General features: G+C 67.0%; 23 protein-coding genes. 8 read left to right on the top strand and 15 right to left on the bottom strand.

Features of this window, described 5'->3' with window-relative positions; all coding sequences use genetic code 11:
* Window positions 1-4: 4 nt before the first annotated feature.
* The 3 genes from V7S63_RS01150 to frr all read right to left on the bottom strand — a co-directional run bounded on the left by V7S63_RS01150 (window position 5) and on the right by frr (window position 2201).
* Entirely contained in the window at window positions 5-823 is an 819-nt protein-coding gene (locus V7S63_RS01150; protein WP_336528918.1) for a phosphatidate cytidylyltransferase, read from the bottom strand.
* Window positions 820-1575: an isoprenyl transferase gene (locus V7S63_RS01145; protein ID WP_336528917.1), complete on the bottom strand. Its 756-nt coding sequence runs from the start codon at window positions 1573-1575 to the stop codon at window positions 820-822. The genes V7S63_RS01150 and V7S63_RS01145 overlap by 4 nt, the downstream gene beginning before the upstream one ends.
* 62 nt (window positions 1576-1637) lie before the next feature.
* Complete coding sequence (gene frr / locus V7S63_RS01140; RefSeq protein ID WP_091830448.1) at window positions 1638-2201, bottom strand: ribosome recycling factor; 564 nt, start codon at window positions 2199-2201, stop codon at window positions 1638-1640.
* Window positions 2202-2451: 250 nt separating this feature from the next.
* Between frr and V7S63_RS01135 the strand changes: the two genes are divergently transcribed.
* The gene (locus tag V7S63_RS01135) at window positions 2452-2865 is read left to right on the top strand and encodes a VOC family protein (protein WP_091828729.1); all 414 of its coding nucleotides are present in this window, start codon (window positions 2452-2454) and stop codon (window positions 2863-2865) included.
* Between the two features lie 4 nt (window positions 2866-2869).
* Here the strand turns inward: V7S63_RS01135 and pyrH are convergent, their stop codons facing one another.
* Window positions 2870-3577 carry a UMP kinase gene (gene pyrH, locus V7S63_RS01130; protein WP_091828728.1) on the bottom strand — a complete coding sequence of 236 codons (708 nt, stop codon included), beginning with the start codon at window positions 3575-3577 and terminating at the stop codon, window positions 2870-2872.
* A gap of 118 nt (window positions 3578-3695) precedes the next feature.
* Window positions 3696-4619, bottom strand: coding sequence for a translation elongation factor Ts (gene tsf / locus V7S63_RS01125; RefSeq protein ID WP_100960541.1), 924 nt, complete (start codon window positions 4617-4619; stop codon window positions 3696-3698).
* A 58-nt stretch (window positions 4620-4677) separates the two neighbouring features.
* Between tsf and V7S63_RS01120 the strand changes: the two genes are divergently transcribed.
* Window positions 4678-4848 carry a hypothetical protein gene (locus V7S63_RS01120; protein ID WP_167561483.1) on the top strand — a complete coding sequence of 57 codons (171 nt, stop codon included), beginning with the start codon at window positions 4678-4680 and terminating at the stop codon, window positions 4846-4848.
* 56 nt (window positions 4849-4904) lie between these two features.
* Here the strand turns inward: V7S63_RS01120 and V7S63_RS01115 are convergent, their stop codons facing one another.
* Window positions 4905-5915, bottom strand: a complete 1011-nt coding sequence (locus tag V7S63_RS01115) for a 30S ribosomal protein S2 (protein WP_091830447.1) — start codon at window positions 5913-5915, stop codon at window positions 4905-4907.
* Window positions 5916-6075: 160 nt separating this feature from the next.
* Window positions 6076-6387 (bottom strand): antibiotic biosynthesis monooxygenase family protein, encoded by a 312-nt coding sequence (locus V7S63_RS01110; RefSeq protein WP_336528916.1) that lies wholly within the window; start codon window positions 6385-6387, stop codon window positions 6076-6078.
* A 195-nt stretch (window positions 6388-6582) separates the two neighbouring features.
* On the opposite strand from V7S63_RS01110, the gene V7S63_RS01105 reads away from it, so the two are divergent.
* Together V7S63_RS01105 and V7S63_RS01100 are read left to right on the top strand one after the other, a co-directional pair.
* Window positions 6583-6927 (top strand): LysR substrate-binding domain-containing protein, encoded by a 345-nt coding sequence (locus V7S63_RS01105; RefSeq protein WP_336528915.1) that lies wholly within the window; start codon window positions 6583-6585, stop codon window positions 6925-6927.
* Between the two features lie 58 nt (window positions 6928-6985).
* A complete protein-coding gene (locus V7S63_RS01100) occupies window positions 6986-8152 on the top strand; it encodes a GGDEF domain-containing protein (protein ID WP_336528914.1) in 1167 nt (388 codons plus the stop codon).
* Window positions 8153-8157: 5 nt separating this feature from the next.
* Here V7S63_RS01100 and V7S63_RS01095 read toward each other — a convergent pair whose 3' ends face one another.
* The 5 genes from V7S63_RS01095 to dnaE all read right to left on the bottom strand — a co-directional run bounded on the left by V7S63_RS01095 (window position 8158) and on the right by dnaE (window position 14217).
* Complete coding sequence (locus V7S63_RS01095; RefSeq protein WP_336528913.1) at window positions 8158-8529, bottom strand: VOC family protein; 372 nt, start codon at window positions 8527-8529, stop codon at window positions 8158-8160.
* Between the two features lie 70 nt (window positions 8530-8599).
* Window positions 8600-9295: a helix-turn-helix transcriptional regulator gene (locus tag V7S63_RS01090; protein WP_336528912.1), complete on the bottom strand. Its 696-nt coding sequence runs from the start codon at window positions 9293-9295 to the stop codon at window positions 8600-8602.
* A gap of 3 nt (window positions 9296-9298) precedes the next feature.
* Complete coding sequence (gene pncA, locus V7S63_RS01085) at window positions 9299-9925, bottom strand: bifunctional nicotinamidase/pyrazinamidase (protein WP_336528911.1); 627 nt, start codon at window positions 9923-9925, stop codon at window positions 9299-9301.
* A gap of 10 nt (window positions 9926-9935) precedes the next feature.
* The gene (locus tag V7S63_RS01080) at window positions 9936-10679 is read right to left on the bottom strand and encodes an FkbM family methyltransferase (RefSeq protein ID WP_336528910.1); all 744 of its coding nucleotides are present in this window, start codon (window positions 10677-10679) and stop codon (window positions 9936-9938) included.
* A 70-nt stretch (window positions 10680-10749) separates the two neighbouring features.
* Window positions 10750-14217 (bottom strand): DNA polymerase III subunit alpha, encoded by a 3468-nt coding sequence (gene dnaE / locus V7S63_RS01075; RefSeq protein WP_336528909.1) that lies wholly within the window; start codon window positions 14215-14217, stop codon window positions 10750-10752.
* Between the two features lie 469 nt (window positions 14218-14686).
* Between dnaE and V7S63_RS01070 the strand changes: the two genes are divergently transcribed.
* Window positions 14687-15604, top strand: a complete 918-nt coding sequence (locus tag V7S63_RS01070; protein ID WP_336528908.1) for a DMT family transporter — start codon at window positions 14687-14689, stop codon at window positions 15602-15604.
* A gap of 13 nt (window positions 15605-15617) precedes the next feature.
* On the opposite strand, the gene V7S63_RS01065 is transcribed toward V7S63_RS01070, so the two are convergent.
* From V7S63_RS01065 to V7S63_RS01055, 3 genes are read right to left on the bottom strand one after another with little or no spacing between them, the layout of a single operon-like run.
* Window positions 15618-16397 carry a hypothetical protein gene (locus V7S63_RS01065; RefSeq protein ID WP_336528907.1) on the bottom strand — a complete coding sequence of 260 codons (780 nt, stop codon included), beginning with the start codon at window positions 16395-16397 and terminating at the stop codon, window positions 15618-15620.
* A 1-nt stretch (window position 16398) separates the two neighbouring features.
* Complete coding sequence (locus V7S63_RS01060; protein WP_336528906.1) at window positions 16399-17613, bottom strand: PAAR domain-containing protein; 1215 nt, start codon at window positions 17611-17613, stop codon at window positions 16399-16401.
* Between the two features lies 1 nt (window position 17614).
* Complete coding sequence (locus V7S63_RS01055; RefSeq protein ID WP_100960566.1) at window positions 17615-18004, bottom strand: hypothetical protein; 390 nt, start codon at window positions 18002-18004, stop codon at window positions 17615-17617.
* A gap of 200 nt (window positions 18005-18204) precedes the next feature.
* On the opposite strand from V7S63_RS01055, the gene tssK reads away from it, so the two are divergent.
* Genes tssK through tssM form a run of 3 tightly spaced genes read left to right on the top strand, consistent with a single transcriptional unit; the run spans window position 18205 to window position 24784 of the window.
* The gene (tssK, locus tag V7S63_RS01050) at window positions 18205-19542 is read left to right on the top strand and encodes a type VI secretion system baseplate subunit TssK (RefSeq protein ID WP_091828709.1); all 1338 of its coding nucleotides are present in this window, start codon (window positions 18205-18207) and stop codon (window positions 19540-19542) included.
* Complete coding sequence (gene icmH / locus V7S63_RS01045) at window positions 19539-21086, top strand: type IVB secretion system protein IcmH/DotU (protein ID WP_336528905.1); 1548 nt, start codon at window positions 19539-19541, stop codon at window positions 21084-21086. Before tssK ends, icmH begins: the two co-directional genes overlap by 4 nt.
* A gap of 32 nt (window positions 21087-21118) precedes the next feature.
* The gene (tssM, locus tag V7S63_RS01040; protein WP_336528904.1) at window positions 21119-24784 is read left to right on the top strand and encodes a type VI secretion system membrane subunit TssM; all 3666 of its coding nucleotides are present in this window, start codon (window positions 21119-21121) and stop codon (window positions 24782-24784) included.
* Window positions 24785-24794 lie beyond the last annotated feature (10 nt).

The following is a 24794-nucleotide window of genomic DNA, read 5'->3' as shown; positions in this document are numbered from 1 at the left end:
GTGCTCAGTGTCCCAGGCGCGCCAGAAAAAGCAGCAGGCCGGCGAAGACCAGCACGGCCCAGTAGCCGTCGAGCCGGTCGAGGAAGCCGCCATGGCCGGGAATGAGGTGGCTTGAATCCTTGGTGCCGAAGCGCCGCTTGATCGACGATTCGAACAGGTCGCCGGCCTGGCTCGCGACGGAGGCGGCGAGCGAGACCGCGAGCACCGGCCAGAGGCCCGATGGCAGCCCAGGGAAGAACCAGGCCCAGACCGCCGTGGCGCACAAGGTCCCCGCCAGGGCGCCGCCGAGCGCGCCCGACCACGTCTTCTTCGGGCTGACGCGCGGCAGCAGCTTCGGCCCGCCCAGCGCGCGCCCGGTGAAATAGGCGGCGATATCGGTGAGCCAGACCACCGCGAAGGTCCAGATGATCAAGGCGAGCCCGAGCCCGGGCGCCTCGCGCAGCGCCGGCGTCACCAGCGCGAAGCAGAGCGCATAGGCGACGCCGCAGGCTTCGAGCAGGCGCCGGTTGCCGGTCTGCGTCGTCACGATCGCGGCGATCAGACCGGCGAAGGCCGACACCCCCGCGAGCGCCGCGCCACTCACGGGCAGGAAGCCGAGCGCGAGCCCGGCCAGCCCGACGCCGATCCCAGCCGCGACAGCGTTCGTGCGGCCGACCATGGTCAGCCATTCATAGGCGACGACGCCGGCGACGGCGGTCCAGATCAGGCGAAAGGGCCAGCCACCGAGCACGGTGACGCCGAGAATGACCACGGCGAGCACCAGCGCCGAGATGACCCGCAGGCGAAGCTCGGATGCGCCCGCGCCGGCGCCGGCCGCATTCACGCGACCCCCACCTTCTTGGTTTCGGCCGGTTGGCCGACGCCGCCATAGCGGCGCTCGCGGCTATGGAACTCGGCCAGCGCATCCTCCAGCGCCTTGCGGTCGAAATCCGGCCAGAGCACCGGCGTGAAAATGAACTCGGCATAGGCCGCCTGCCAGAGCAGGAAGTTCGAGATGCGGGTCTCTCCCGAGGTCCGGATCACCAGATCAGGATCCGGCAGCGCGCCGGTGTCGAAATGCGAGGACAGCATCGCCTCGTCGATCGTCTCGGGAGCGAGCCGGCCAGCCGCCACCTCCTGCGCCAAACGCCGCGCCACGCGCACGATCTCGTCGCGCGAGCCATAGTTGAAGGCGACGACAAGGGTGAGGCCGGTATTGCCGTCGGTCATCGTCTCGGCCCGCTCGACCAGCGCACGCAGGTCGGGCGGGAGATTCTCACGGTTGCCGATGATCCGCACGCGTACGCCGGCTTCGTTCAGCTCGGCGAGGTCGTTCTCGACGAAGCGGCGCAGCAGCCCCATCAGGAAGGAGACCTCGGTGATCGGCCGGCGCCAGTTCTCGGTCGAGAACGAATAGAGCGTCAGGACGCCGATGCCGAGATCGGCTGCGTTGCGCACCGTCCGCCGCAGCGCTTCGAGCCCGCGCCGATGCCCTTCCTGTCGCGGCAGGCCACGCATCTGCGCCCAGCGGCCATTGCCGTCCATGATGATGGCGACATGGGCGGGAACTGCCGGGCGCGCGCCGTCTGACATCAAATGCCTCTTCTGGGCCGAACGTTCATGCGTCGATGATACAGGACAGCGCTTTGCCTCGCACTTTAGACGTGCAGGATTTCCTTTTCCTTGGCGGCAAGCGCCTGGTCGATATCGCCGATATGCTTGTCGGTCGCCTTCTGGACGAGGTCGGTCTGCTTGCTGACGTCGTCCTTGGGCATATGCCCGTCCTTCTCCAGCTTCTTGATCAGGTCCATGCCATCGCGGCGCACATGCCGGACGGCCACCTTGGCGTCTTCGGCATATTTGTGCGCGACCTTGACCATCTCCTTGCGACGCTGCTCGTTGAGCTCCGGGATGCGGATGCGCAGCACCTGCCCCTCGGTCTGCGGGTTGAGGCCGAGATCGGATTCGCGGATCGCCTTCTCGACCGCCTGGACCATGCTGCGGTCCCAGACCTGCACCGAGAGCAGGCGCGGCTCGGGTACGCTGACGGTGGCGAGCTGGCTCAGCGGCGTACGCGCGCCATACGCCTCGACCGTGATCGGATCGAGCACATTGGCCGAAGCGCGGCCGGTGCGCAGCGAAGCCAGGTCGCTTTTAAATTTCTGCACGCCGCCGTCCATGCGGCGATTGATGTCGGCGAGATCGAAAGTGGTCTGGGCCATCGTCTTCAAAACCTTGTCGAAACCCGGCAAACGCAACGCCGGAAATGCGCGCGACCATGGCGAGCAGCCGCCGCAGGGTCAAGGATTTATGCGTCAACAGCATTTTCCTCGACTGGTCCGCAAGCGGAATCGGAATTCCGCGGCTTTCGCATGGCCGGCAGGATCGCCTGAGTTCTGGCCGAGACCAGAAGCACATCCTAGCTCAAGCTCAGGGCCGCACGAACGGTCCCGGCCCCGCTAGGAGGATCCCATGCCCCGGCTGAACCGCATCGTCGAAACTGCGCTCTATGTCGACGATCTCGACCGCGCCGCCGCGTTCTACGAGGGAAAGCTCGGACTCTCGTCCATGCTCAGGACCAGGACGCTGTTCGCCTACGACATCGGCGGCCAGAACGTCCTGTTGCTGTTTCTGCGCGGAGCCTCGGTCGAGACGCAAGTGTCGGAGCGCGGCAGCATCCCGCCGCATGACGGCACTGGCCCGCTCCACATCTGCTTTGCCGTCGACGCCGACGATCTCGCCTCATGGGAGGAACGGCTCGGGCAGCACGGCGTCGCGATCGAGGGCCGCATGCGCTGGAATCGCGGCGGGACAAGCCTCTATTTCCGCGATCCCGACGGCCATCTGCTCGAGATCATGACGCCCGGCAACTGGCCGAACTATTGATCCGTCAAGGCGTGACGTAGGTCGCCCTGCCCTCGCCGCGCAGCACCGCGGCGAGCATGCCGGGCGCGGCGATCGAGAAGACGACGATGGTGAGCGCCGCGTCGCGCGCCAATGCGAAGGCGGCGGTGTCCATCACCTTGAGGTCGCGCTTGATCGCGTCCTCATGGGTCAGGGTGTCGTAGCGGGTCGCGCTCGGATCCTTCTTCGGATCGGCCGAATAGACGCCGTCTACCTGCGTCGCCTTGAGGAGATGGCTGCAATCGAGCTCGGCCGCGCGCAAGGCCGCGCCGGTATCGGTCGTGAAATAAGGATTGCCGGTGCCGCCGCCGAGGATGACGACCTTGCCGTTGCTGAGATGGTCGAGCGCCCGCTTGCGGGCATAGCTCTCGCAGAGCGAAGGCATCGGTACCGCCGACATGGCGCGCGCCGGAGCACCGGCGCTCTCGATCGCATGTTCGAGCGCGAGCGCGTTCATCACCGTGCCCAGCATGCCGATCGAGTCCGCGCTGGTGCGGTCCAGTCCCTTGGTGAGCCCCTGGACGCCGCGGAAGAAATTGCCGCCGCCGACCACGATGCCGATCTCGACACCCTCGCGCGAGGCATGGGAGATGTCGGCGGCAAGCGCGGTGAGCGTCGCGCCGTCGAGGCCGTTTCCTTGAGGTCCGGCAAGGGCTTCGCCGGAGAGCTTCACGAGAACGCGTTTAGGTCTCATCGGGGCTCTCCACTCCTTGCCACATCGTCCAGCCCAACCGAATCGGCGGGCCGACCTTCTCTACTTACAAAAAAGGCCGCGCGAGGCGCGGCCTTTCTGTGTCCTATCAACGGGCTTGTCAGCCCGTGGTGCCGCCGGCGGCCGCGACCTCGGCAGCGAAGTCAGTCTCTTCCTTCTCGATGCCCTCGCCAAGCGCGAAGCGAGCGAAGCCGGTGAGCTTGAGCGGACCGCCGACCTTGCCTTCGGCCTCCTTCAGCACCTGGGCGACCGACTTCGAGCCGTCATGGATATAGGCCTGCTCGAGCAGGCAGTACTCCTTGGCGTAGCTCTTCAGGCCGCTCTCGACGATCTTGGCGAGCACATGCTCGGGCTTGCCGGCGTTCTTCTCGGCCAGGATCGCCTTCTCGCGCTCCAGCACCGCCGGATCGACCGAAGCGAGATCGAGCGCGATGGGGTTGGTCGCGGCGATGTGCATGGCGATCTGCCGGCCGATCGCGGCGAGCTCGTCACCCTTGCCGCTGGTCTCCAGGCCGACGATGACGCCGATCTTGCCAAGCCCGTCGGCGACGGCGCCGTGGACATAGGAGCCGATCACGCCGGCAGAAACCGAGACCTGCGCGACGCGGCGCAGCGTCATGTTCTCGCCGATCGTGGCGATGGCGTTGGCGATCGCGTCGGCGACAGTGCCGCCGCCCGGATAGTGATGGGCAGCCAGCGCCTCGACATCGCCGCCGCGCTCGAGCGCGACATCGGCGATGGTGCGGGCCAGAGCCTGGAATTCGAGGTTGCGGGCGACGAAGTCGGTCTCGGAGTTGACCTCGACCACGACACCGCTATGGCCGCGCACGGTGACGGCGACGAGGCCCTCGGCGGCGACGCGGCCGGCCTTCTTGGCGGCCTTTGACAGGCCCTTGGCGCGCAGCCAGTCGATGGCGGCTTCCATGTTGCCGTCGGTGGCCGAGAGCGCGGTCTTGCAGTCCATCATGCCCGCGCCCGTCTTGTCGCGGAGTTCCTTCACCATGCCGGCGGTGATCGCAGCCATTTGCGTCGTCCTTGCTGTCTTGGATCACGATGATTGTGGATCGGATCGATCCAAAGCCATGAACGTGATCGATTCCAAAAATGAGAGCGGGATTGACGCGGAAAACCGGTTCCCACTTTCCCGCATCCCGCTCGTGCGGCCTTCACCCGTCGGCGCGCCGCATCGTCGAAAAAGCGAAGCCTCGATCGGCAAACGCCGACGCTCCGTTTCCGGCGTCGGCGCTGCTTGAGCTTCAATCAGATATCGAACTGCGACGCGCCGATGACGCGCCGCGGTCTCGACCAATCAGGCGTCGGCGAGATCGCGCGCCTGGGCAACCCAGCCCTGGCTCTCGATGCGGCCGGCGAGCTTCAGGTCGTGATCGACCTTGGTGACATCCGCCGGGCTCATGGCAGCGAGCTGCCAGAAGTGGAAGATGCCGCCATCGTTGAGCTTCTGCACGATCTCCGGGCCCATGCCCGAGAGCTTCATGAAGTCGTCCGGCGCGCCGCGCGGCCCGGTCAGCAGCTCGAAGGCCTGAGCCTGGCCTTCTACAGCCACCGGCTCGTCAATCGCCGTCTCGACGATCGGGGTCTCGGCGGCGCCGAGGTCGATGCCATGGTCGCCCGAAGCGCGCGAGATGCCGTCGATGGCCGAGCGGGCGACGAGGTCGCAGTAGAGCTGGATCGCGCGGCCGGCGTCGTCATTGGCCGGGACCGGGAAGGTGATGCCGTCCGGATCGCTGTTGGAGTCGATGATGGCAGCGACCGGGATACCGAGGCGCTGGGCCTCCTTGATCGCGAGCGCTTCCTTGTTGGTGTCGATCACGAAGATCATGTCGGGCGTGCCGCCCATGTCCTTGATGCCGCCGAGCGCCTTCTCGAGCTTGTCGCGCTCGCGCGCCAGCATCAGGCGCTCCTTCTTGGTCAGGCCGGAGCCACCGCCGGAGAGCAGCTCGTCGACCTTGCGCAGGCGCTGGATCGAAGCCGAGATGGTCTTCCAGTTGGTCAGCATGCCGCCGAGCCAGCGGGAGTTGACATAGTACTGGGCCGAGCGCTTGGCGGCATCGGCAATGGCGTCCTGCGCCTGGCGCTTGGTGCCGACGAAGAGGACGCGGCCGCCGCGCGCGACGGTGTCGCTGACAGCCTGCAGGGCGCGCGAGAGCATCGGCACCGACTGCGACAGGTCGAGGATGTGGATGTTGTTGCGGGTCCCGTAGATGAACGGCGACATCTTCGGGTTCCAGCGGTGCGACTGGTGGCCGAAATGGGCGCCGGCCTCGAGCAGCTGACGCATGGAGAAATCGGGCAGAGCCATGGTATTCTTGTCCTTCCGGTTGAGCCTCTGGGGAGCGAATGAGCCGGCCATAAGCTGGCCGGTCACCGGAACGCCTCGGTGTCGAGGTGATGCTCCCCATGTGGGATAAGGCGCGCCTTACACGCCATAGCGCCGGAATGCAAGGCTTGCAGTCGGCTCGTCAGAGCGACCCGACCTCGTAGGCGACGTCATAGGCTCCCGGCACGGCGCGTTCCAGCAGGGGGCGAACGCGTGCCAGATGGCTGGTGAAGCGCTCGTCGCGGGCAAAGCGCAGCGCCGCCTCCTCGGATTCGAACATCGTCACCAGGACGACATCGCGATCCTCGCGCGAGCGGAACAATCGCCCGCCGATCAAGCCCTCGACCTTGCCGCGGACGGCATGGTGCTGGGCGAGCTGCAGCTCCATGAACTCGGCGAAGCGCTCGGGCTTCGGGGTGATGACGCTGATGTTGACGACCGGTTGATCGGGCATGCCCGGCTCCTTCGATGCAGATGCAGGAGCCGGGTCTATGCAACCTCGAGTACGGTTGAGGTCAAGACCTGGGTCCGTCGGAGCGGTGACAGGTCGTGTCAGTTGCCTTGCCGGCCCATGCCCTCTGCATAGTCCGACTTACCACCCTGCCAGCGATAGACGACGAAGCCTGGTTGCAGGTTGTCGCCCTTTGCATTGAAGCGAACCTCGCCGACCGCCGTGGCGCGTGCCTGGGCGCAGGCCGCAGGCAGGGCCGATGCAACGCTGGGCGAGAGCTTGCGGCTCAGCGATTCTCACGCTCTGCGCCGCGTCGCCTGCGACGGACATGGCGTCGCGCTGTTCTTCGCCGCGCTGGTCGAAGACGATCTGGCGCAGGGCCGGCTGGCACAACCCTTTCCCGTGAAGGTCCATATCGGTGCGGATTACTTCCTGAACTACCCGGCCGGAGAGCTGCCTCGCAAGGCACGGCTGTTCCGCGGCTGGCTCATGGACATGCTGGCCGAAGCCCAGGCTGGTCGCACCGACGCAACCGGTCTGTGAACCCTCCGTTCACGCCGACCTGCTAGGCGTTCGAGCCAGTCGACTTGGATGGCCTGACGTGTTGCTCGATCTGAGGACAATCTATCTGGCAGGGGCTCTCACCTGCGTCATTCTCGGCCTCGTGCAGCTGTCCGCCTATGCCACCGGCCGATTCGAGCGCTGGCCGCTCTGGTGGGGTCTGAGCAACATCCTGATCGGCCTCGGCCTGATCGGCGTGGGCCTGCGCGGCATCATCCCCGACATCCTCTCGATCCCGCTCGCCAACACCGTCAGCTGGATCGGCTATCTGCTGATCCTGTTCGGGGTGAGGAGCTTCGCCGGGCGGCCGGCGCGCCTGCCGCTCTATCTTCTTGCGGTCGCCGCCGCCGCCCTCCCGCTGTTCCTGTGGAACGAGCCGGACGGCTTCGTCAAACGGGTCGTTCTCGTCGCCGTCCTGGTCATGGCTTGCGACATGTTGCTGGTCCGGGAAGGCTTGTTCCTATGGCGGCGCGAGCGTCTGGCCTCCGGCGCGATCCTGGCGGCGTTGTTCGCGCCGACCGTGGTGCTGTTCGCCATCCGCGGCTATCTCGCCGCCACAGGGCAGCTTGGAACCGAGCTATTCCCCGCCAACGATGCCAACCAGTGGGTTGCCGCCACAGGCACCGCCTTCCTGCTCCTGCGCGGCAGCGCACTCTTGCTGCTCGCCGCCGAGCGCAACCGCAACACGCTGGTCGCGATCGCCCAGCACGATCCGCTCACCGGCGCGATGAACCGCAGCGGCCTGGAGCGCGCCATGGCCCGGATCGCAACCGATGCAGGCAAGCGCCCGGGCCGGCTGACCCTGCTGCTGATCGACATCGACCACTTCAAGAGCCTGAACGACACGCATGGCCATGCCGCCGGCGACCGCATCCTTCAGCTCTTCGCCGAGGCGGCCCGAAGCGAATTGCGCGCCAGCGACGTCCTGGCGCGCCATGGCGGCGACGAGTTCGTCGCCCTCCTCCCGCATATGTCGACCAGGGACGCGGTGCGCGTCGCCAACCGGATCCGGTCCGCCTTCGGACGCGCCCTCGCCGGCAGGGACGGCGTCACCCTCCAGCCGACGCTCAGCATCGGCGTCGCCGAGGGAAATACCGCGAGCAACGAGCTCGAAGCGTTGTTGGAGCAGGCGGACGAAGCGCTCTACCGCTCGAAGCGCCTCGGCCGCGACCGGGTCCAAGTGCAGATTCGCGCCCTGGCGCGGTGAGGACGCTACCGCTCGAACGGGTGAAACACGCGCAGCCGGTGGCCATCCGGATCGCTCGCGACGAAGGTTCGGCCGAAGTCGAGATCTGTCGGCGCCTGCAGGATCGCAAGGCCGCGCCGCTGCCAGTCGGCATGTGTCGCATCGACAGCCTCGCCGCTGCCGACCACCATCGCGATCTCGCCACCACCTCCGGCGGCTTGCGCGCCCGGCTCGACGGTATGGCGCGACCACAGGCCGAGCTTCGCCCCTGACGGCAGCGCGAACATGGCAAAGGTCGGCGAGGTCTCGAGTGCCTCTGAGCCGATCAGGTCGGCATAGAAGCGGGCGCTGGCTTCGGGGCTGTCGACATAGAGGATGATGAAGTTGGCATCGAGCATGGGGGCGGTCTCCGGTTTTGAGGACCGGTGCATGATCGCTGCAGATGCTGCCAATTTCCGGCAGCGTATCTCAAGCCGGCGATGGTATTCCCTCGCGCTCGCGCCATTGCTTGAGCAGCGCCTGACGCCGGCGCGGATAGCGGATGTCGACCAGCTCGGCCTGCGCGATGCGGTCGGCGCGGAAATGTCGGAAGTCGTTGCGCAACTCGCACCAGGCGACGACGACGCGGACATGGTCGAAGAAGCCGAGGGCGAACGGCCAGATCAGGCGTTGCGAAGCCGCCGACTTGCCGTCCTGATAGGTCAGAGCCAGCTTGCGCTCGGAGCGGATCGCCTTGCGCACCAGCACGAGATCGACGCCGGATGTGTCGGCGATCCTGGCGCCGGGGCCGACGAGCAGGGCCGAGGCGTCTGCCTTCTCGCGCAGATCGGCCGGCAGCACCGCGACGATCTTGGCCATGGCGTTGCGCGCCGCGCCGGCGAGACGGTCATCCGCCCGCCCCGCGACCCAGCGCGAGCCAAGCACCAGCGCCTCGATCTCGTCCTCGTCGAACATCAGGGGCGGCAGCATGAAGCCGGGCTTCAGCACATAGCCGAGCCCGGGCTCGCCCTCGATCGGGGCGCCCTGCCCCTGCAAGGTCGCGATGTCGCGATAGAGCGTGCGGATGCTGACACCGGTCTCTTCAGCGAGCTTCCGACCGCTGACCGGCCGGCGATGCCGGCGCAGCACCTGAACGAGGTCGAGCAGGCGCTCGGAACGCGACATGGCTCAGCCGTTCAGCTCGGTGAGCCGCGCCCGCCTGACGCCGAGCGCCATCATCTCGGCCCATGCCCGATCCAGGGAGCCGTCGAGATCGATGGCGCGGCAGGCTTCCTCTACGACGACGGTCTCGAAGCCTTGCCGGACTGCGTCCTGTGCCGTCCAGCTGATGCAGAAATCGGTGGCGAGGCCCGCGAGCACGACACGGGCGATGCCGCGCTCCCTGAGATAGCCACCAAGGCCCGTCGGCGTGGTACGGTCGGCCTCGACCAGGCCCGAATAACTGTCGACCTTGCTGTGGCAACCCTTGCGGATGACCGCCTGCGCCATGGAAAGGTCGAGCCCCGGATGGAAGGCCGCGCCCGCGCTGCCCTGGACGCAATGATCCGGCCACAGCACCTGCGTTCCATAGGGCATGGCGATGCTTTCGAACGGCAACTTCCCGGGATGGCTCGATGCGAACGAGGAATGCCCGGCCGGGTGCCAGTCCTGCGTCAGCACGACCGTGGCGAAGCGCTTGCCGAGGTCGTTGACGAGCGGAACGATCTCGTCGCCGCCGGCGACCGCCAGGCTGCCGCCGGGGCAGAAATCATTCTGGACGTCGACGACGATCAGCGCGGTCCAGGCATCGATCACGAGCTTGCCCTCACCCTGACGCCGCTGCGGTCCGCGCCATCCGGGTGATGCCTTTGCGCGCGGCGAACATGCGGCCATAGACGTCGCCGGCGAGATCGGGGCGATAGCACCGTTGTTCGAGCAGCGGGTCCCAGATGTGCTCGACCGTGTCGATCAACTCGAAATCGGCCTCAAGACGCGCCTCCAATTGCAGGCGATTCTTGCGATTCTGGTATTCGAGCAGCACCAGCGAGGTCTTCGACAGGTCGAGATGGTCGAGCACGTCGCCTTCCCCGCCCTCGATGTCGATCTTGACGATATCCGCCGAGGGCAGGCTCGCCGGGTCGACGACCGCGACCTGATAGCGCTCGACCATGGCCCCGGCGACGAAGGTGTCGCCAGCATAGGAGGCGAGCCCGGACTCGCCGTCGCCGGCGAAGCGGCTGAGGAAGGTCGCGGTTGTCTGGCCGCCGGGGAACAGCGCCGCGTTGACCGTGACGATATCGCGGCGCCGGTCGGTGTTGCGCTTCAAGAGCTCGTAGGTGCCGGGATGCGGCTCATAGGAGGTCACGGTGCTGCCCGGCCAGCGCGCGCTCGCCCAGAGCGCGAACGAGCCGACATTCGCCCCGATGTCGAGAATGTCGAGGCCGACGCCATCGAAACCACATTCGTATTCGCCTTCGAGCACGTCCTTGATCGCCCAGTGCATTGCCTCGGGCACGGCAAGGCTCATCGGAATGCGCGCGACATATTGCTTCATCGTCCCCCCGGACATCATCGTTGTCTCGCGCGCACTGTGATGCCTTGGCCGCCGGCAGCGCAAGGCTCTGCGCTGACGAGGCCGGTCAGCGCAGTTCGACGTTCACCACCCCCGGCGCGGCGCGCACGGCATTGGCGAGCTGCTGGTTGACGGGATAGCGCCCCGGCAATTCGATCTCGATCTCCTGGGCGCCGTCGTCGAGGATCATCACCAGCGAAATCTTGCCATCGGAGCGGACGCCGTCGCGGGGCTTCACCCGCTCGGCTATCGAGGACAGCGCCTTGTCGTCGCGCAGGAAGATGCAGAGGTCCTGCTTCTGCCGGCCGGCGAGATCATCAAGCCGCTCCACGTCCTCGATGCGAGGCCTAACCTCTTCGCCGTCGAGCACAGCCGAGAGCCGGATCACCAGCGCTGCGCCCGGCTCGAGCAGCTCGCGATAGCGCTGCAGCCCTTCCGAGAACAGGATCGCCTCGAACTGGCCGGTCGGATCGGAGAGCTGGACGATGCCCATCTTGTTGCCGGACTTGGTCCGCCGCTCCGACCGGTCGATGACGGAGGCCGCGACCTTGGCGATCGAGGTGCCGCTGGCGCGCACATTGCGGGCGAAGTCGGCATAGCTCTGCACCCGCAGGCGCTTGAGCACATGCTCGTATTCGTCGAGCGGGTGGCCGGAGAGGAAGAAACCGACCGCTTCGTGCTCGCGCTTCAGTCGCTCGGCCGGGGCCCAGGGCTCGAAGGGCGGGATACGGAAGGCTTCCGAGTTCCCGCTGCTGCCGAGCATGTCGAGCTGCCCGGCTGCGGCCTCGTCGCGAACGCGGTTCGAGAGCGCCAGCATGCCGTCGACCGCCGCCATCGCCTTCGCCCGCTCCGGCTCGATCTCGTCGAGCGTACCGGCCGAGATCAGCGCCTCGATCGTGCGGCGGTTGACCAGGCGCGTATCGATCCGGCGAGCGAGATCGGCAAGGTCGCGGAACGGGCCATCCTTGGCGCGCGCCGCAACGATCGATTCCACCGCGGCGCGGCCGACGCCCTTGATCGCGCCGAGCGCATAGCGGATCGCCCCGTCGGCAACGTCGAAATCGACGCCGGAGCGGTTGATCGAGGGCCGTTCGACCTTGATGCCGAGACGCTCCGCGTCGCGCCGGAATTCCGAGAGCTTGTCGGTATTGCCGATGTCGAGCGTCATCGACGCAGCGAGGAACTCTACAGGGTAGTTGGCCTTCAGATAGGCAGTCTGGAAGGCGACGACGGCATAGGCCGCCGCGTGGCTCTTGTTGAAGCCGTAATCGGCGAACTTCGCCAGCAGGTCGAATATCTCGAACGCGACGTCCTGCTTCAGCCCACCTTCGATCGCGCCCTTCACGAAGCGGTCACGCTGGGCGTCCATCTCGGCCTTGATCTTCTTGCCCATGGCGCGGCGCAACAGGTCCGCTTCGCCGAGCGAATAGCCCGACAGCGCCTGCGCCACCTGCATCACCTGTTCCTGGTAGACGATGATGCCATGCGTCTCGGACAGGAACGGCTCCATGCCGGGATGGAGATAGGTCGGCTCCTCCAGCCCGAGCTTGCGGCGGCAATAGGTCGGGATGTTGTCCATCGGACCGGGGCGATAGAGCGCCACCAGCGCGATCAGGTCCTCGATCCGGTCGGCCTTCATCTCGACCAGGGCCTTGCGCATGCCGACCGATTCCACCTGGAACACGCCGACCGTCTCGCCGCGGGCCAGCATCTCGTAGGTCTTCGGGTCGTCGAAGGGCAATTGCGCCAGGTCGACCGAAATGCCGCGCTGGGCGATGAGCTGCACCGCGATGGTCAGCGTCGTCAGCGTCTTCAGGCCGAGGAAGTCGAACTTCACCAGCCCGGCCTGCTCGACCCATTTCATGTTGAACTGGGTGACGCGCATGCCGGTGCGCGGATCGACCGAGAGCGCGACGAGCTGCTCCAGCGGCCGGTCGCCGATGACGACGCCGGCGGCGTGGGTCGAGGCGTGGCGGTGCAGGCCTTCGAGCTTCTGGGCGATTTCGAGCAGACGACCGACGACCGGCTCCTCGGCCGCCGCCTCCTGCAGCTTCGGCTCGCCGGCAATGGCTTCCGGCAGCGTGATCGGCTTGGCCGGATTCTGCGGTACCAGCTTGGTCAGCTTGTCGACCTGGCCGTAGGGCATCTCCAGCACGCGGCCGACGTCGCGCAGCACGCCGCGCGCCTGCAAGGTGCCGAAGGTGATGATCTGGGCGACGCGCTCCTCGCCATAGCGATGCTTGACGTACTCGATCACCTCTTCACGCCGATACTGGCAGAAGTCGATGTCGAAGTCCGGCATCGAGACGCGGTCGGGATTGAGGAAACGCTCGAACAGCAGGCCGAAGCGCAGCGGGTCGACATCGGTGATGGTGAGGGCATAGGCGACGAGCGAACCTGCGCCCGAACCGCGGCCGGGGCCTACCGGGATATCATGATCCTTGGCCCATTTGATGAAGTCGGCAACGATGAGGAAATAGCCCGGAAATTTCATCCGGGTGATAATTGAAAGCTCGAAGGCGAGCCGCTTTTCGTAATCGTCGACCGTGAAACCCGCCGCTGGCCCATGCTTGGCGAGCCGCGCCTCGAGCCCCGCCTTCGCCTGGCTCTCGAGCTCATCGGCTTCATCGCGGCCCTCCTCGCCGAAGCGTGGCAGGATCGGCTTGCGCGTGCCGACCCGCCACGAGCAGCGCCGGGCGATCTCGACCGTCGAGGCCAGTGCCTCCGGCAGGTCGGCGAAGCGGCGCTTCATCTCGTCGCGGCTGGCGAAGAAGTGCGCCGGCGACACACGCCGGCGTTCGCCATCGGAGAGCAGCCGGCCCGCCGCCACCGCGAGCAGCGCGTCATGCGCCTCGAAATCGGCCGGCTTGCCGAAGAAGGGCTCGTTGGTCGCGACGATCGGCAGATCGTTGTCATAGGCGAGCCGGAGCAGACCGGCCTCGACCGCCGGCCCGTCCTCGCGTTCATGGCGCTGGATCTCGACATAGAGCCGGTCGCCGAAGATGGCCGCGAGGCGCCGCAGCCGTGCTTGCGCCTGAGCCGGCTGGCCGGCGCGCAAGGCGAGGTCGAGCGGCCCGCCCGCGCCGCCGGTCAGCGCGATGATATCGGCATGATAGGCATAAAGATGCTCGATGCTCGCGACCGGACTGCTGCCGGCCGCAGCGAGACAGGCTTCCGTCACCAGCTTCATCAGGTTGCCATAGCCGGCTTCGCTGGTCGCGAGCAGGACGACATGTGGCGTCAAGCTCTGCACAGGCTTGCGCCCGCCGGCATCCTCATCGGCAAAATCGACCGAGAGCTGCACGCCTGCGATCGGCTGGATGCCGGAGCTCGCCAGCTTTTCCGAGAATTCGAGCGCGCCGAACAGGTTGTTGGTGTCGGTCAGCGCCATGGCCGGCTGGCCGTCACCGGCGGCGAGCTTGGCGAGCGCGCCGACCTGGATCGCGCCTTCGAGCAGCGAATAGCTCGAATGGACATGGAGGTGGACGAAGCCGACCTCGTCCTGAACCTGTGTATCGTGTTTGCGGTCGGTCATCGCGCCCTCCGGCGCGCCGCCCGCTCAACCAATGGGCCGAGTGAGAGGACCTGCGCCGATTCTTGATCCCAAGAGCATGCTCAGAACCGGTTATTGCGCGCCACCCCTCCGCGGTCGAGCCGATCCATCCGCCAGGCTGTGGACACGTCCGCGCATGGCATTCGATTACGGCTTCCGAGCCCGCTCAGACGTGCGGAGCGGAGGCCAGCGCGGCCCAGACCCAGATCATTCCGACGAAGAGAGCGAGCGCCAGAAACTCCACGGCTCCGGCCATCAGCTTGCGGGCAATCAGCATGTCCGATCTCCTATGTTCTCTATATGTTCAGTTTAATTCCCTCTTTGTTCACGTCAATATCGCAAGGTCAGCTGATGCCGGAAGACGCGTCGGACAGTTAACCCGGATTTACCGAGACTGCCGAAACGTTAACGGCGACGCTGTTGCGATGCCAGAATCAGATAGCGTCGCGGCATGACTACGCCCCCCGATCAGGCGCATCGCGAACCGCGCAGCGAAACGCTCGGCGTCGTGCTCATGGCGATCGCGATGCTGATCATCCCGAGCTCCGACGCCATCGCCAAATATCTCAGCGGCGCACATTCACCGGCCTTCCTGAGCTGGGTGCGCTATGTCGCTGCGCTCGGCTTCATCCTGCCGGTCGCCTTGCTCCAGCGTGGGCGAGCGCGGGAACTGGAGCACGCCCCGGCATCTCGTGGCCGATACTGGCTCGCCCAGGTCGTGCGCACCGCTTTCCTGGTCGCGGCGATGACGCTCTATTTCGTCGCGATCGCGCGCATTCCACTTGCCGATGCGCTCGGCGCCTATTTCATCGCGCCGATTGCAGCGACGCTGCTCGCTACGATCGCACTGCGCGAGCGGCTCGATCGGCGCAGGCTGCTTGCGGTCGCGCTCGGCTTTGTCGGCGCCATTTTAGTCGTACGCCCCGGTGCCGAGACAAGTACCGATACATTGATCGCGCTCGCTTCCGGCGTCTGCATGGCCTGCTACCTCGTTCTGACGCGGGCGACGGCACAGGGGAGATCGCCAGTTTCGACACTGACGATCCAGCTCGTGCTCGGGATCCTGATGCTGATGCCTTTGGCGGTGCTGCAATGGACGACACCGACGCGCGAGGGCCTGCTGCTGATCCTGCTGATGGGCCTCGTCTCGACGCTGAGCAACCTGATGACGATCTGCGCCTTCCGCCTGGCGCCGGTCGCGACGCTCTCGCCCTTCGTCTATCTCGAACTGATCGGAGCGACAGCCCTCGGCTTTGTCCTGTTCGGCGACCTGCCATCGCCGATGACCTGGGCCGGGATCGCGGTGATCGTCGCGGCCGGGCTGATCGTCGCGACGGCGCCCTCGGCCGCACGGCACACCTCGACCTGAGACCGCAGAACGGTCAGTTCACCAGCGCATTCAACGCCGCGACGATGGCCCGGGGCTCGATCTCGCGCGGCATCTCGTCGAAGGCGACGCGATAATAGTCGAGCATGCTCAGCTGCTCGAAACTGTTCCAGGTGTCCTCGTCATTCATCGCCTGGCCGCGTTCCTCGAGATTGAGGATCATGCCGTAGTCCTCGGGGCCGGTGCCGTAGGTCAGAGGCGGCGGCAGCGGCTCGGTGCGCAATTCGTTCTCGGCGGCGGCGATCGCGGCGAGCGCGCCTGGCACCCAGGCACGATGATAGGCGTTGGAGACGTCGCGCTCAGGCTCGCCCGTGCCGGTCAGCACGGCACGGCAGGCGGCGGCGAAGGCCTCGACCATGCCGTTGCGCTCGGCCAGCCGGTCGGCCGCGTTATAGTTGGCGTGGATCGGATCGACATAGGCGAACTCGTTCTGCAGCAGCCGTGCCGGCTCGCCCTGCAGGAAGAGCCAGGGATAGGTGTTGTCGATCAGGATCTGCCCTGGCAGCAGATGCGCCGCCTGGTCCTCGCCCGACGCGCTGAAGAACTGCTGCTCCGCGCCCTTGCAGGTCACGTTCGGATTGGCCGTCAGCGGCAATCCCGGCCGGTCCGGCATCCGGATCGCCGCCATGTAGACGAGCACCTTGGCGACGCGGGTGTTGCGCGAGCGCCCATGCCAGAGCGCCTTCTCGGTGTCGGAGGAGAAGCGCTGGACCCGGAGCAGGCGGAAACGCTCCTGCGCTGCCACGGCACGGTCGGGAGAACGGCGACGCCCCATCTCAGCCGCCGATCAGCACGGTTGGCTCGCCCATAGCGATCTTGTTCGGCGGTCCGACCGCCTCGATGATCGTGTCGCCCATGCGGCAAAGCGGCAGGCCGTTGACCAGCACGGTCTGGGAGCCGTCGATGACGACGCCCGGCCCGTGCGGCGGAATCGGCAGCGGCGTGGCGCAGGTATGAATATCGGCCCCGCCGGCGGCGCCGGAGATCATCGAGCCCATGGTGCTGGCAGCAGCCGCTTTGGTCGCTTCTTCGGCTGCTTTCAAGCCGGGTGCCGCGGGCGTGCCCGCCCCGGCGAGCGTCGCGGCCTCCGCAACCTGGATCGTGGTGTCCGAAATGGTCTTGGCCGCCTGGATCGCCGCGGCGGCACCGGCCGGCACGCCGCGCCAGGCGAGCTTCTTGCCGATGATCACATTGGGGCTACCAGGGCCGATGCTCAGCATGCCGGGCAGCGGATGGATAACGGGGTCGAGAACGCGGGCGGCGGGCCGACCGGCTCCGCCTCCTCCGCCTCCCCCGCCCCCGCCGCCGCCTCCACCCGGCGCGGATGCGGAGGGTGGCGCTGGCGGCGTGAAGACTTTTGCACGCGCCTCGGCGGAGGGCCAAAGCGTGCTGAGCGCCACGTTCGGATTGGGCGGCAGCGACGCGATCGGGATGCCGTTGATCGTCGAACCCGGCAGCTTGCCGGCAGCGCAGGCAGCCTGAAGTGCCGGGAGCTCAACAGCCCAGAACACCTTCTGGACGGGGCGCCCCAGCAGCAGGACGACATGCCCGGACGCCCCCTCGGCGAATTCGCGCGAAGCCTCGCCCCAGAACGAGCTCTGCAGCGCCGCCGCGTCGCTCTCGACACCGAACATGGCGGCGTTACCGATGATCGCCGCGGCCTTGTCGGGATGCCCATCCGGCAGGCGGCCGCCTTGCATCAGATTGTCGACCGCGCGCTTCGGATTGGGCTCGGTGATTCCTGCCGCACGCGCGACCGCCAGCAGGAAATCGCCGTCCGACAGGAAGGTGGCGCGCTCGGTATCGTCGATCAGCGCATAGCCGGTGCCGGCCTGACAGGCTCGCTTGGCCGCATCGGAGACGGCGGAATAGAGGATGACATCGGGGCCTGCGGGCGCGGCCGAGACCTGACGCGCCAAGGCGCGCAGCTCGTCCAGGGTCGCTCCCGGCTTGATCTGCGCAATCGCATCCGCTGGGCTGAGCTTGGCCATGTCAGAAGATCTCGACCATCGGATCCTCGACGACGAAATCGACGCCGCTGATCCTCTCCCCGAACAGCGGCAGCGGATGGAGCATGGCGTAGATGCGCAAGCGTTCCTGGATCCGCGCAAGCATGGCCGGGCTGAAGTTCACCGGCGGCAGTGGCGACCCGCCGAGTTTGGCGCCGATATGCGAAGCGACGATGCGGTTGTCGGTCGGAGCCGGGCTGCTGTTCGCAAACCGCCAGCCGAAATGGAAGGCAGGAAGCCCCGGCGCATGGACCCGCAGCGCATGCGGGCCGCCCGGATAGAGCATCCGGTTGAGATCGACGACCTGCCAGCCATCCTCGTCGATCGGGAAACGGCCGCTGCGGTCGTAATCTGGCGCCTGGTTCTGGTTCATCCTGCTGCCTCGATAGGCGACGGTCGGTCGGCTGCGCCTCACGCTACATCCATCTGCGCGCACTTGCGATCGTTTCGCAGCGCCCCCGCGAAATCCGCCCTGAATCCAGCAATGGCCAAAGCAGAGATGACATTGCAATGGTGACGCTCGGGAACGAGCCGTATAGTGTCCGGGATAGGCCTTGAGATAGCGAGAACTGGATGTCGTGGTACAGTAAGGTCGTCTGGTCCGAAGGCTTGTTCCTGAGGCCGCATCATCTGCAGCAGAACGATCGTTATCTCGAAAATCTGCTGGAGAATCGCGTCCGGCACGTCACGCCCTATCCGTGGGGGTTCTCGGTGCTCGAGATCGACCGCGACCTGGCGCAGCAGAGCCGCATCGGGCTCAGGCGCGCCGTCGGCGTGATGCCGGACGGCACGCCCTTCGCCATGCCGGACAACTCGCCCTTGCCGCCCGCCATCGAGGTACCGGAGAACGCCGCCGGCCAGATCGCCTGGCTCTCGCTGCCGCTCGCCGCCTCCAACACCCGCGAGGTCGAGGACAGCCTCAACGGCTCCGCCAGCCGCTTCTATCCGGCGACCGAGATGCTGATCGATTCGACCGCCTCGCTGCGCGTCGACGAGGAGATCGACATCGCCCATCCGCGCTTCGGCCTGGAGCTGCGCAAGACGAGCAAGCCCGGCTATGTCGGCCTCGCGCTCGGGCGCATCCTCGAAGTCCGCGACCGCGCCATCTTGTTCGACGAGAAGTTCGCCCCACCGGTGCTGCTGTGCTCGGCGCATCCGGTGGTCGACGGCTGGATGGATCGCGTCATCGGCTGGATCGACAACAAGCTCGAGGAGCTCGCCCGCTACGCCGCCGACCCGACTGCCGGCGGCGGCCTGCAGAGCGCTGACTATTTCATCCTGCAATTGCTCAACCGGCACATCCCGGTGCTGAAGCACATGCGCGGCTCGCGCTTCGTCCATCCCGAGCGCCTGTTCATCACGCTGCTCGCCATCGCCGGCGAGCTTGCGACCTTCACCACCGCCGAACGCCGCGCCCGCGACTATCCGGCCTATGATCATGACGACCTGGAAGGTTGCTTCACCCCGGTGGTGCGCGACATCCAGGACTTCCTCTCGGCCCAGCTCGGCCGCCGCGCCATCCGCCTCGAGATCGTCGAGCGGGCGCAGAACGCCTTCATGTCGACGATCCGCGACCGCGCCTTGATGCGCAACGCGACGCTGGTCCTGGAAGTGGCCGCACGCCGGCCCCTCACCGAGATCCAGTCGCAATTCCCGCATCTCTTCAAGATCGGCCCCAACACCAAGATGAACGAGATCGTCCATGCCCACCTGCCGGGCATCAATCTCGTCCACCTGCCGACGCCGCCGCCCCAGATCCGGGCACTGACCGACCACGTCTATTTCTATCTCGACCGCACCTCGCCGCTCTGGCCGGAATTCAGCACGGCGAGTTCGATCGGTATGCATTTCTCCGGTGACTGGCCCGATCTCGAAATGGAGCTCTGGGCCGTGCTCGAGGGCAGGCGATGAGCAATGACGGCTCCGATCCGTTCGGCCGTTCGGACCGGACCTTCATCCGGCCGAACCCGGCCGGACGGCGCGTACCGCAGCCCTCACGCCCAGCGGAAGCAGCCCCGGGCTACCCGCAGCATGGGCAGCCCTACCCGCCCCCGAACGCGCCCTACCCGCCTCCGAACGCGCCCTACCCGCCTCCGCCTGCCGGCTATCCGCCGCAGGGCTCGCCCTATGCGCCCTCCGGCGCGCCGCAATATCCCCATGCGGCTCCTTCACCCGGCGTGCCCGGCGGCGAGGAATGGATGTCGCAGCCGCAACCGCGGCAAAGCGCACCGCCGCCCCCGCCGCAGGGCTATGTGCCGCAGGCGCTGCCCAAGCGCGAGCAGATGCTCACGCCGAACACCAACCCGCTGCTGAAGGCCGCCGGCCCGCTCCTGCTCCTGCTCGGGCGCCTGCGCGCCAATCTGTCGAGGGCGCCGGCGACGCAGATGATCGGCCAGGTCGGCGAGACGATCGAGGCCTTCGACCATGAGGTCAGGGCGGCCGGCTTCACCGCCGAGCAGACGCGCACCGCCAAATACATCATCTGCGCCTTCGCCGACGACATCGTCCAGAACATCCCGGGCGAGGACCGCCATGTCTGGACGCAGTACAGCATGCTCTCGCGCTTCTTCGGCGAGCGCACCGGCGGCGTGCGCTTCTTCGAGGAGCTGGAGCGCGCCAGGAAGGATCCATCGGTCAATTACGACCTGCTCGAGCTGATGCATCTCTGCCTGGCGCTCGGCTTCGAGGGCGTGCACCGCACCTCGGCCGGCGGCGCCGCCAATCTGCAGATGATCCAGCGGAACCTGTTCGAGACACTGCGGCGGGTGAAGCAGCCCGATCCGGAACTGTCGCCGCGCTGGCAGGGCCAGGCCCTGACCGCCCGGCTCGCCGGCTTCAAGATCCCGGTCTGGTCGGTCGCCGCCGTCGCAGCGGTCGCCGTGCTCGGCCTCTATTTCATCTTCCGCGCTTTGCTCGGCGGCAATGCCGAGGCTTCGGCCAGCGCCCTTCTCTCGGTGCACCCGAAGGGTGACATCGAGATCATCCGCAGGGTCGCGGCCCGGCCGCCGCCGCCTCTGCCACCACCCCCGCCGGCGCAGCAGCCAAAGGTCTGCGGCACGGTGCAGCCGCCGATCACCTGCCAGGTGACGCCGAACCTGATCATCGTGCGCCTGATGGGGATCACCCTTTTCGAACCCGGTCAGGCCGTGGTGCGCGACGAGTTCCGCCCGCTGATCGAGCGCATCTCCGCGGTGCTCAACGACGAAGGCGGCGCGATCAAGGTCGTCGGCCACTCCGATTCCGACCCGATCCGCACCGCCCGTTTCCCCAACAACCTCGAATTGTCGAAGGCGCGCGCCGTGGCGGTCGGCGACCTGCTGAAGACCAGACTGAAACAGCCGGATCGCATCAGCACCGAGGGCAAGGGCCCCGACGTGCCGATCGACACCAACGCGACCGCGGCCGGCAAGGCGAAGAACCGACGTGTCGAGATCCTGATCCAGCGCAACAGCTAGGACCGGGTGGCGATGCAGGAGACGGGTAGACGATGAATCTCGCGACGTGGCTCAGGATCGCAGCCATCTTCGTCGGCGCATTGGCGCTGACGCTGCTGATCTGGTTCGGCGGCCCCTTCGTCGCCTTCGGCGAAGTGCGCCCGTTCGAATCGTTCTGGGTCAGGCTACCGATCGCGCTCGTCCTGATGCTCGGTGCGCTCGGCTGGAGCGCCTGGATCGTGATCAAGCGGCGCAGGGCCGTCGCCGCGCTCTCCGACGCGATGGCCAAGGAGGAAGTCCAGACGGGTGACGGCGCCGCGCTCGCTGCCTCCATGCGCGATGCGCTCGCGACGCTGCGGCGCACGCGCGGCAAGGATGGCGGCGATTATCTCTACGACCTGCCCTGGTACGTCATCATCGGCCCGCCCGGTGCCGGCAAGACCACGGCGCTGGTCAATTCCGGGCTGAAGTTCCCGCTCGCCCGCGGCGGCCAGACACCGGCCGCCGTGGCCGGCACCGGCGGCACCCGCTATTGCGACTGGTGGTTCGCCGAGGATGCGGTGCTGATCGACACCGCCGGGCGCTACACCACGCAGGACACCGATACGAAAGCCGAGCGCACGAGCTGGCTCGCCTTCCTCGATCTGCTCAAGACCAACCGGCCGCGCCAGCCGATCAACGGCGTCATCGTCGCGATCAGCGTCGAGGACCTGCTGACCTCATCGCAGGAGGAGATCGTCGCCCATGGCGATGCGATCCGCGCCCGCCTGCTCGAACTCAACGAGCGGCTCAAGGTCGATTTCCCGGTCTATGCGGTCTTCACCAAGGCCGACCTGATCGCCGGCTTCAACGAGTTCTTCGCCGCGCTCTCCGAGCCGCAGCGGCGCATGGTCTGGGGCCATACCTTCCAGACGGTCGACAAGACCCGCAACATGATCGGCGACGTCCCGCCCGAATTCGACGCGCTGATCGAGCGGCTGAACGAGCGCCTCTCGGATCGTCTGCAGGACGAGCACAACCCGACCTCGCGCGCCAAGCTTTTCGGCCTGCCGAGCCAGATGGCGACGCTGAAGCCTTTGATCATCGACTTTCTCGGCCGCGTCTTCGAGCCGACGCGCTATCAGTCGAGCGCGACCTTGCGCGGCTTCTACTTCACCTCCGGCACCCAGGAAGGCACGCCGATCGACCAGCTGATCGGTGCACTCTCGCGCAATTTCGGCAGCGACCACGCCGATTCCGGTTCCTATTCCGGCCGTGGCAAGAGCTTCTTCCTCACCGACCTGATCCAGAAGGTGATCATCGGCGAATCCGGTTGGGTCTCGACCGACCTGCGCGCCGCGCGCCGCTCGACCCTGCTGCGCGTCGCCGGCTTCAGCGCGATCGCGCTGGTCTCGATCGCGCTCGGCGGCATGTGGTGGACGAGCTATGCCCGCAACAGCGACCTGATCAACCAGACCAATTACGGCCTCGCCGATTATCGGTCGAGCGCCGCACCCGTGCTGCAGGAGACCACTCTCTCCGACCGCAATTTCAGCCGCGTCCTGCCGCTGCTGCACAAGCTGCGTCATATGCCGGCCGGCTATGCCGACAAGGACGAGCCGACGCCGGTCGCTGCCACCTTCGGCCTCAGCCAGCGCGAGCGCCTGCAATCGGCGGCGCAGGAGAGCTATCACCAGGCGCTGGAGCGGCTGCTGCGCTCGCGCATCATCTTCCGGCTCGAGGAGCAGCTCGAGGCCAACGTCAACAATCCCGGCTTCATCTACGAGGCGCTCAAGGTCTATCTGATGGTCGGCGGCCGTGCCCCGCTCGACCGTGACCTCGTCCTCGCCTGGATGCGCCAGGACTGGGCCGAGAACCTCTTCCCAGGCGCCGCCAACGCCAAGGGCCGCGAGGCGCTGGAGGAGCACCTCGTCGCCCTGCTCGACCTCGACGACGGCGGCGAGCCGGTGGTCAAGCTCAACCAGCCATTGATCGAGAGCAGCCAGCGCACTTTGCGCCGGCTCAGCATCGCCGAGCGCGCCTACGAACTGCTGCGCACGCAAGGGCGCAACGCCAGCCGCGACTGGGTCGCGGCAATCCGCGGCGGCTCGGATGCGCGCCTTGTCTTCGAGGGCGTTTCCGGCGAGGACCTCGACTCGATCCGTGTGCCGTATTTCTACACCTATGACGGCTTCCAGGGCGCTTTCGTCGACCGTCTCGGCGACATCGGCGAGCGCATCGAGAAGGAGCGCTGGGTCCTCGGCGACAATGCCGACCAGGCAGCGATCACCTCGCAATATGCCAGCCTCTTCCAGGATCTGCTCAAGCTCTACACGCGCGACTTCACGGCCTCCTGGCAGAAGGCGCTGCGCCGGCTGAAGCTGCGGCCGCTCAACGCCGACAAGCCGAAATACATCGCGCTTTCGGCCATCTCCGCACCGACCTCGCCCTTCAAGCAGCTGCTCGAATCGATCCGCGACGAGACGCAGCTGACCAAGGAGCGGGCGGCAAAACGGCCTGCTGCGGCGCAGGCCGCCGAGAAGATGGCGGGCCAGGTCGCCGACAAGGCGGCCAAGACCCTGGAGGAGCGTGCCAACTATTCGCTGAACCGGCTCGGCACCAGCCTGCCGCTCAGCGCCCCCGGCGTCGATCGCGTCATTGCCGGCGGTGGCGGCGGTGAGGCGCTCGGCGCCAATATCGAGGCGCAGTTCAAGGCCTTCCACGTCCTGGTCGAGGGTGATGGCGGCAAGCGGCCGGTCGACCAGGCGCTGCAGATCTTCGCCGAGATCAACCAGAACCTCGCAATGGCTGCGACCACGCCGGCGCAGGCCGCCGCGGCCAATGCCGCGCTGGTGCCGCTGATCGCCTCGCTGCGCGGCAACTCCTCGCGCTATCCGGCGCCGTTCGACGCGATGATCGTCGCAGCGGTCAACGATTTCGAGGGCGACGCCACCGGCGCGACCGTCTCGCTGCTGCGCCAGGCGCTGGCCAGCGAGGTCACCGGCCGCTGTTCCAGCCTGCTGGCCAATCGCTATCCCTTCGCCAAGGGTAGCACGAGCGAGATCGGTCTTGCCGACTTCGCCCAGCTCTTCGCGCCCGGCACCGGTGCGATGGACAAGTTCATGAAGGAGCGGCTCGACCCCTATATCGACAAGTCCGGCCAGAACTGGAGCTGGCGCCAGGACAGCCGCGTCGCCCGCGCCCTCTCGCCGACGACCTTGCGCGAGTTCCAGCGCGCCAACGACATCCGCGAGGCCTTCTTCCCGACCGGCGGCAACCTGCCGAACTTCCAGATGGTGGTGGTGCCGACCACCCTCTCCTCCGACGCCTCCGGCGCCAAGCTCGAGATCAACGGTTTCACCGTGGCGAGCCAGCAGGGCGTCAACACGCCGACGCCGGTGATGTGGCCGGGCGGCGGCCTTGCCAAGACCTCGATCACGCTGACGATCGGCGGCGGCGCAGCGGCCAACAACAATGCCGGTGGCATCTTCGGTGGCGGCTTCTTCTCCAACAGCCCGACGCCGGCGGCGCCGACCGAGGTGAAGATGTTCGACCGCACCGGCGTCTGGTCCTTCTTCCGCCTGCTCGATGCCGGCTCGGTCCTGCGCCAGGGCGACAATGTCGTCTTCACGCTCGCGGCCGGCGGTCGTCAGATCGGCTACCAGTTCGGCGTCGGCTCGCTGAAGAACCCGCTGGTGCTGCCGGCGCTGCGTGAAATCCGTTGTCCGGCGGGGATTTGAGATGGCGTGT

Source organism: Allobosea sp. CCNWLY174, assembly GCF_037120455.1.
In the GTDB taxonomy this organism is placed as follows: Bacteria; Pseudomonadota; Alphaproteobacteria; order Rhizobiales; family Beijerinckiaceae; genus Allobosea; species Allobosea lupini.
Note: the sequence above shows the minus strand (reverse complement) of the source record. Positions and strands in the feature narration are given on the sequence as shown.

What these genes read in the sequence shown, in the direction of transcription:
- V7S63_RS01065 (WP_336528907.1), bottom strand. Translation starts at nt 16,397, where the DNA reads ATGGGGCGTCGCCGTTCTCCCGACCGTGCCGTGGCAGCGCAGGAGCGT.
- V7S63_RS01070 (WP_336528908.1), top strand. Translation starts at nt 14,687, where the DNA reads ATGACTACGCCCCCCGATCAGGCGCATCGCGAACCGCGCAGCGAAACG.
- frr (WP_091830448.1), bottom strand. Translation starts at nt 2,201, where the DNA reads ATGGCCCAGACCACTTTCGATCTCGCCGACATCAATCGCCGCATGGAC.
- V7S63_RS01090 (WP_336528912.1), bottom strand. Translation starts at nt 9,295, where the DNA reads ATGTCGCGTTCCGAGCGCCTGCTCGACCTCGTTCAGGTGCTGCGCCGG.
- tssK (WP_091828709.1), top strand. Translation starts at nt 18,205, where the DNA reads ATGTCGTGGTACAGTAAGGTCGTCTGGTCCGAAGGCTTGTTCCTGAGG.
- V7S63_RS01080 (WP_336528910.1), bottom strand. Translation starts at nt 10,679, where the DNA reads ATGTCCGGGGGGACGATGAAGCAATATGTCGCGCGCATTCCGATGAGC.
- V7S63_RS01110 (WP_336528916.1), bottom strand. Translation starts at nt 6,387, where the DNA reads ATGCCCGATCAACCGGTCGTCAACATCAGCGTCATCACCCCGAAGCCC.
- tssM (WP_336528904.1), top strand. Translation starts at nt 21,119, where the DNA reads ATGAATCTCGCGACGTGGCTCAGGATCGCAGCCATCTTCGTCGGCGCA.
- pyrH (WP_091828728.1), bottom strand. Translation starts at nt 3,577, where the DNA reads ATGAGACCTAAACGCGTTCTCGTGAAGCTCTCCGGCGAAGCCCTTGCC.
- V7S63_RS01060 (WP_336528906.1), bottom strand. Translation starts at nt 17,613, where the DNA reads ATGGCCAAGCTCAGCCCAGCGGATGCGATTGCGCAGATCAAGCCGGGA.
- V7S63_RS01055 (WP_100960566.1), bottom strand. Translation starts at nt 18,004, where the DNA reads ATGAACCAGAACCAGGCGCCAGATTACGACCGCAGCGGCCGTTTCCCG.
- V7S63_RS01135 (WP_091828729.1), top strand. Translation starts at nt 2,452, where the DNA reads ATGCCCCGGCTGAACCGCATCGTCGAAACTGCGCTCTATGTCGACGAT.
- V7S63_RS01095 (WP_336528913.1), bottom strand. Translation starts at nt 8,529, where the DNA reads ATGCTCGATGCCAACTTCATCATCCTCTATGTCGACAGCCCCGAAGCC.
- V7S63_RS01120 (WP_167561483.1), top strand. Translation starts at nt 4,678, where the DNA reads ATGAACGTGATCGATTCCAAAAATGAGAGCGGGATTGACGCGGAAAAC.
- icmH (WP_336528905.1), top strand. Translation starts at nt 19,539, where the DNA reads ATGAGCAATGACGGCTCCGATCCGTTCGGCCGTTCGGACCGGACCTTC.
- V7S63_RS01115 (WP_091830447.1), bottom strand. Translation starts at nt 5,915, where the DNA reads ATGGCTCTGCCCGATTTCTCCATGCGTCAGCTGCTCGAGGCCGGCGCC.
- dnaE (WP_336528909.1), bottom strand. Translation starts at nt 14,217, where the DNA reads ATGACCGACCGCAAACACGATACACAGGTTCAGGACGAGGTCGGCTTC.
- tsf (WP_100960541.1), bottom strand. Translation starts at nt 4,619, where the DNA reads ATGGCTGCGATCACCGCCGGCATGGTGAAGGAACTCCGCGACAAGACG.